This window comes from Polaribacter sp. Z014, assembly GCF_023555435.1.
In the GTDB taxonomy this organism is placed as follows: domain Bacteria; phylum Bacteroidota; class Bacteroidia; order Flavobacteriales; family Flavobacteriaceae; genus Polaribacter.
Map to the genome: position 1 here is coordinate 23,672 of NZ_JALCZP010000030.1, position 6,086 is coordinate 29,757.

Sequence of the window (6,086 nt, forward strand, 5' to 3'; positions counted from 1 at the left end):
ATCAATTTGTTTATTCGACACATTATTATGAAAAAATATATTTTAATATCCTTCTTATTTTTTACTTCTGGGTATTTTGCACAAGAAAATGTAACTTCTGTAATGACACTGTCGGAATACTTAGGTTATGTAAAAAACTATCATCCGATTGTAAAACAAGCGAATCTTGTTATCAATGAAAGTGAAGCTAAATTACTGAAAGCTAGAGGTGCTTTTGATCCAAAAATTGAAGTAGATTTTAATAAAAAACAGTTTAAAGAAAAAGAGTATTACAATAAATTAAATGCTGCTTTTAAAATACCAACGTATTACGGAATTGAGTTTAAAGCAAATTTTGAAAACAATGATGGTTATTATTTAAATCCGGAAAACACAGTTCCTGAAAATGGTTTATATAGTGCAGGGATTTCTGTTTCTTTATTAAAAGGTCTTTTAATAAATACAAGAATGGCTTCTTTAAAACAAGCTAAATACTTTTTAAACCAAGCAAAAGAAGACCAACAGATTCTGGTGAATGAAATAGTATATAATGCCTCTCTTTCTTATTTTAATTGGTTAAAAACATATCTTCAAAACAGCGTTTATAAAGAGTTTTTAAGCAATGCACAAATTCGTTTTAAAGCTACCAAAACGGCTTTTTTAGAAGGAGAAAAACCAGCTATAGATACTACAGAGGCAGGAATTACATTAAAAAACAGAAAACTAAATTTAGAGAAATCTAGAATTAAATTAGTAAAATCTTCTTTAGAATTATCTAATTTTTTATGGTTGAATGATAACACTCCTGTAGAATTACAAGAAACTATTATCCCTGATATAAACACCATTAATAATATAGATAAAACTTTTAAAATTGCTTTATTTAATAATGCAAATTTTGATATTAATAACCACCCTAAAATTAAATCTTTAGAATATAAAATAAAGAGCTTACGTATTGATAGAAATTTAAAAATGAATAATTTACTTCCCAAATTAGATGTTCAATATAATTTTTTAACGGAAAACGGAAATCAAATAAACTCTTTAAACACACAAAACTATAAAGCAGGAATTAATTTTAAAGTTCCTTTATTTCTAAGAAAAGAAAGAGGAGATTTTAAACTTTCCAAAATTAAGCTTCAAGACAAAAAATTTGAAAACGAAGTTGCAAAAATTGCTATTAAAAACAAAGTCAATGCTATTCAACAAGAATTAGCTTCTTATGTTTTACAAAATAGTTTAACAACGGATATTGTTCACGATTATGGAACCATGTTAAAAGCAGAAGATCGTAAGTTTTTCTTAGGAGAAAGCTCACTTTTCTTAGTTAATTATAGAGAGGTTAAATTGATTGAAGCCAAACTAAAAGCAATTGATTTAGAAAATACTTTCTTTAAAACCAAAGCAAGTTTATTTAAAGCAACTGTTATTTCTATCGCAGAATAAAACCTTGCACCCTCACGTTATACAAGCTTTTTTAGTACATTTAGTAAATTGATAAAAAACTTAAAACGGAGGTATGAAAAAGAACCCAAACAAACCAAGTAAAGCTTTTTGGATTATAGCTGTTATTGGATTCATTTGGAGTGCTATGGGTGTACATGGTTATTTAAATCAAGCATACCAAACCGAGCGTTTTAAATTAATGTATTCTGAAGAACAATTAGATTTAATATACAATACACCTTCTTGGGTAATGGCTGCTTTTGCAATTGCAGTATTTTCATCCGTATTTGCTTGTGTTTTTTTATTCTTCAAGAAGAAATTAGCAAAAACATTTTTCCTTATTGGATTAATCGCTGTATTACTGCAGTCAACTTATAATGCATTTTTGAACCCTGGAAAAGAATTGTATGGTTCTATGGATTATACTATGTTAATTATGATTCCTCTATTTTCTGTGTTTCTATTTTGGTTTTCTAAAAAATGTGCAGATGATGGCATTTTAACGTAATAGATAAAAAATACGTCTTTGTATGAACAGAAAAATATTTACCTTTTAGACAACTCTTTCTTATTCAAAAAAGGCAGCAAGTAATTCTGCTGCACAAGCTAGTTTTTCTTTTCCTTTAATTTCTATGGCTTCATCTCTTAATTTTTTCCAAATAAATCGTCTTTAATTTTAGGCAACTGTAAATGAAATTTGACTGCAACACCTCTAATAACAATAATTACAGCAGCTGAAATAATAAAAATAATATTTTCTTGTACATTCAATTCATTTAAAATTAAATATGTAATTCCACCCGCTAAACAAGCAGAAGCATAAATTTCTTTTTCAAAAATTAACGGAATTTTATTTGTTAAAACGTCTCTTAAAACACCTCCAAAAACAGCCGAAATCATTCCCATTATCAAGGCAATAATTGGATGTAAATTAAATTCTAGTCCTTTCTCTAAACCTAGTAAAGTAAACACACTAATACCAATGGTATCAAATAAAAACATGGTTTTACTTAAATAGGCTATTTTACTTTTAAAAAGAAAAGTTAAAAATACGGCAATAAAAATAGTGTATAAATAATTTAAATCTCCAATCCAATTTATAGGATGTGCATCTATTAAAACATCGCGTAACATTCCGCCACCAACAGCAGTTACAAAGGCAATAATTAAGACTCCAAATAAATCGAACTTTTGATCAGATGCTACCAACGCTCCACTAATTGCAAAAGCAAAGGTTCCTAAAATATCTAAAACATAAATGAAATCCATTTACATCAATTTTATTACAATGATTAGTATTAAAACCGAAGTTTTTATACTAAAAAGGCTTCGGTTTAGAGTTTGTTATACGGTTACTTCAGAAAACTTAATATTTAATTCTTTCTGAATTTCATGAATTCTCACTATTTCTGAAGGTAAAATAAAAGCGATTGAAACCCCTGTTTTTCCTGCTCTTGCCGTTCTACCACTTCTGTGGGTGTAGTATTCTAATTGTTCTGGTAATTGATGGTGAATTACAAATTCTAAACCACTAACATCAATTCCACGTGCAGAAACATCTGTAGAAACTAAATATTGTAAATTTTCTTTCTTAAAAGCACGCATTACTTTATCGCGTTCTTTTTGTTGCATATCTCCTTCTAAAGCTGCAGTAGAAAAACCTTCTTCAATTAAAAATGCTGCTAAATTCTGCGCACCTGCTTTTGTTCTGCAGAAAATAATTCCTCTTTGGTCTTGTCTCTTTTCTAAGAAAGTTACAATATCTGCTGCTTTTTCTTTTATGGTAGTTTTAGCAAAATGATGACGAATATTTGCATTTACCAAAGAGCTTCTATTAATTTCTACTCTAGGCGCATTAGAATCCATATAGGTTTTTACAATCCTTTTTATTTCTTCTGGCATTGTAGCAGAAAACAACCATGTTTTACGGTCTCCCTCAGTAGTAAACTTTAAGATTCTATTTAAATCTTGTTTAAAACCCATACTTAGCATTTCATCAGCTTCATCTAAAACAACTGTTTTAACATGACTGATATCTATGTTTCCTCTTTCTATTAAATCGATTAATCTACCAGGAGTTGCTACAACAATATGCGTAGTTCTCTTAAGATTATTCATTTGTCTGTCAATTTTTTCTCCACCAAAAACAGCTTCCACAAATATTTTATCTTCACTAAACTTTGTAAACTTAAATAATTGCTTTTTTATTTGCTGTACCAACTCTCTTGTTGGCGATAAAATTAATGCTTGAATATTGTCTGAACTTGCATCTATATGATGTAAGATTGGCAAACCAAAAGCAGCCGTTTTACCTGTACCCGTTTGTGCTAAACCAATAAAATCTGTTGGCGAATCCAATAAAATTGGTATCGCTTTTTCTTGAATTTCAGAAGGCGTAGTAATCCCTAATTCTTTAATTGCTTGTATGTAATCTTTGGTAATTCCTAAGGAAGAAAAAGTTGCCATTTTGTATCTTAATTTTGTGCAAAGATACTTTATAGACACTAATTACACGAATTTGCACGGATTAAAAAAAAGTATATCATTATTAACGCTACAATTAATAATAAAGAAAGGAAATTTTGTTAATTGGTCGCTAAATAAATATCATTATATAGGCTGTAATACTTTTAAAACATTTTCTCTAATTCTAGCTGGTTTAAAAGTTTTAGAATCTAACATTGCCCAAACTGTTTTGGCTTTTACCAATAGTTTTTCCTCTTTATAAAACTCCATAAAACGGACAGAAGTAATCCCTTTGGTTTCTCCTACCCAAGTTTTTACGGTAATTACATCTCCTAAACTAGCTTGTTTTAAATAATCTATTTCATGCCTCATTACTACCCAAACATACTGTGGTAGCGGGTGGTCTTTAGTTAAATGAGCCCAATGTGTTGTTGCTATTTTATCCATCCATTTTACATAGACCAAATTATTTACATGCTCTAAATTGTCTATATCTTCGGGTGAAACGGTAATTGTTAATGTAAAAACATTTTCCACTTTTATCAATTTTAGCAAACATAAAAATTTTATGATATATATAACAATTATTGATGCGTAGATTTATGCAAAACTTAGTCTTTATATCGATATTTGCAAAATATTATGACAGAATTAGCAAACGACTTAGGAACTCAAAAAATTAGTACCTTATTAATAAAACAAGCAGCTCCAGCGACCATAGGGATTCTTGTAATGTCCTTAAATATGATTGTCGATACTATTTTTGTGGGACAATGGATTGGAGTTTTAGCCATTGCTGCAATTACGGTAGTGCTACCAATTGCTTTTCTAATTTCTTCTATTGGCATGGGAATAGGAATTGGAGGAAGCTCTATAATCTCTAGAGCGTTAGGCGCAGGCAATTCTGAAAAAGCTTTTTTAACCTTTGGAAATCAGGTTTCATTAACCGTTATTTTAGCAATACTTTTTGTTACTGTCGGAAACTTTTTTAGCGTACCTATTTTAAATTTATTTGGCGCCAAAGGCGATATTTTACCCATTGCCTCTGAATATTTTGGAGTTATCATTTACGGAGTACCATTTTTAGCCTTTGCAATGATGGGAAACCCAACCATTAGAGCAGAAGGAAAACCGAAATTTGCAATGTATGCAATGATGGTTCCTGCCGTATTAAACATTGTTTTAGATATTGTATTTATCAAATATTTTAACTGGGGAATGTGGGGAGCAGGTTTGGCAACAACGATTTCTTTTATGAGTTCTGGTTCGTATATTTTATACTTTTTTTTATCGTCTAAAAGTGAATTAAAGATTATTCCTAAAAACTTTAAATTAGATTTTAATATTGTTCGAGAAATTGTAGAATTAGGAGGCGTTTCTATAGTTAGACAAGGAGCAATAAGTATATTGATGATTGTTTTAAATTATTCTCTGTTTAAATATGGAGGAGAAATATCGATAGCTATTTTTGGAATTATTAACCGCGTAATGATGTTTGCTCTTTCTCCTGTTATGGGAGTTTCTCAAGGTTTTTTGCCCGTTGCAGGGTATAATATTGGTGCTAATAAAAATAAAAGAGTTAAAGAAACAATCAAAAAAGCTATTTTATATGGATCTGTTTTAGGAACCATTATCTTTATCTGCATCTTATTTTTTAAAGAAGAGGTTATTTGGATTTTTACCAATGATGCTACTTTACTTACTAAAACGCCAGATGCAATGCTAATTGTATTTTTAGCGACTCCTGTTGTTACCTTGCAATTAATAGGTTCCGCTTATTTTCAAGCAGCAGGAAAAGCATTGCCTGCTTTATTTTTAACACTTTTAAAACAAGGAATTTTCTTAATTCCGTTAGCTTATTTTTTACCTAGGTATTATGGTCTTAGTGGTATTTGGTGGTCTTTTCCTATTGCTGATGTTTTATCTACTGTTATTACCATATTGGTTTTAAAGCGTGAAGTTGATAAGAATTTGAAGCACTCGGATTAGTTAAGAGAATACCGATGTTATTCCGAATGACGCAGGAAGAGGAATCTTAATTATAGAGGCTATGAGATTTGTCAATAGCCTAAAAAGGCTCATTTCGAAATGATCTGTGTTAAAAACCTACTATATTTTGTTAAAATTTAAAATATTTTTCTTTCTAATTTATAACATATAAATTCTTGAAATTTTCATCATAATTCTGTTTG

At 29.6% G+C, this 6,086-nt stretch carries 6 protein-coding genes; 3 read left to right on the forward strand and 3 right to left on the reverse strand.

All coding sequences use genetic code 11. From position 1 onward, the window contains the following. Positions 1-27 precede the first annotated feature (27 nt). Positions 28-1,428: a TolC family protein gene (locus MPF19_RS17715; protein ID WP_249989628.1), complete on the forward strand. Its 1,401-nt coding sequence runs from the start codon at positions 28-30 to the stop codon at positions 1,426-1,428. Between the two features lie 73 nt (positions 1,429-1,501). Then, the gene (locus MPF19_RS17720; RefSeq protein ID WP_203393721.1) at positions 1,502-1,936 is read left to right on the forward strand and encodes a hypothetical protein; all 435 of its coding nucleotides are present in this window, start codon (positions 1,502-1,504) and stop codon (positions 1,934-1,936) included. 137 nt (positions 1,937-2,073) lie between these two features. Here the strand turns inward: MPF19_RS17720 and MPF19_RS17725 are convergent, their stop codons facing one another. The 3 genes from MPF19_RS17725 to MPF19_RS17735 all read right to left on the reverse strand — a co-directional run bounded on the left by MPF19_RS17725 (position 2,074) and on the right by MPF19_RS17735 (position 4,431). Continuing rightward, positions 2,074-2,697, reverse strand: coding sequence for a trimeric intracellular cation channel family protein (locus MPF19_RS17725; protein WP_203393720.1), 624 nt, complete (start codon positions 2,695-2,697; stop codon positions 2,074-2,076). A 75-nt stretch (positions 2,698-2,772) separates the two neighbouring features. Further along, the gene (locus MPF19_RS17730; RefSeq protein ID WP_203393719.1) at positions 2,773-3,894 is read right to left on the reverse strand and encodes a DEAD/DEAH box helicase; all 1,122 of its coding nucleotides are present in this window, start codon (positions 3,892-3,894) and stop codon (positions 2,773-2,775) included. A gap of 144 nt (positions 3,895-4,038) precedes the next feature. Continuing rightward, positions 4,039-4,431, reverse strand: coding sequence for an acyl-CoA thioesterase (locus MPF19_RS17735; RefSeq protein ID WP_249989630.1), 393 nt, complete (start codon positions 4,429-4,431; stop codon positions 4,039-4,041). 105 nt (positions 4,432-4,536) lie between these two features. Between MPF19_RS17735 and MPF19_RS17740 the strand changes: the two genes are divergently transcribed. Next, complete coding sequence (locus MPF19_RS17740) at positions 4,537-5,883, forward strand: MATE family efflux transporter (protein WP_249989632.1); 1,347 nt, start codon at positions 4,537-4,539, stop codon at positions 5,881-5,883. The last annotated feature ends 203 nt before the right edge of the window (positions 5,884-6,086 follow it).

What these genes read in the sequence shown, in the direction of transcription:
- MPF19_RS17720 (WP_203393721.1), top strand. Translation starts at nt 1,502, where the DNA reads ATGAAAAAGAACCCAAACAAACCAAGTAAAGCTTTTTGGATTATAGCT.
- MPF19_RS17730 (WP_203393719.1), bottom strand. Translation starts at nt 3,894, where the DNA reads ATGGCAACTTTTTCTTCCTTAGGAATTACCAAAGATTACATACAAGCA.
- MPF19_RS17715 (WP_249989628.1), top strand. Translation starts at nt 28, where the DNA reads ATGAAAAAATATATTTTAATATCCTTCTTATTTTTTACTTCTGGGTAT.
- MPF19_RS17740 (WP_249989632.1), top strand. Translation starts at nt 4,537, where the DNA reads ATGACAGAATTAGCAAACGACTTAGGAACTCAAAAAATTAGTACCTTA.
- MPF19_RS17725 (WP_203393720.1), bottom strand. Translation starts at nt 2,697, where the DNA reads ATGGATTTCATTTATGTTTTAGATATTTTAGGAACCTTTGCTTTTGCA.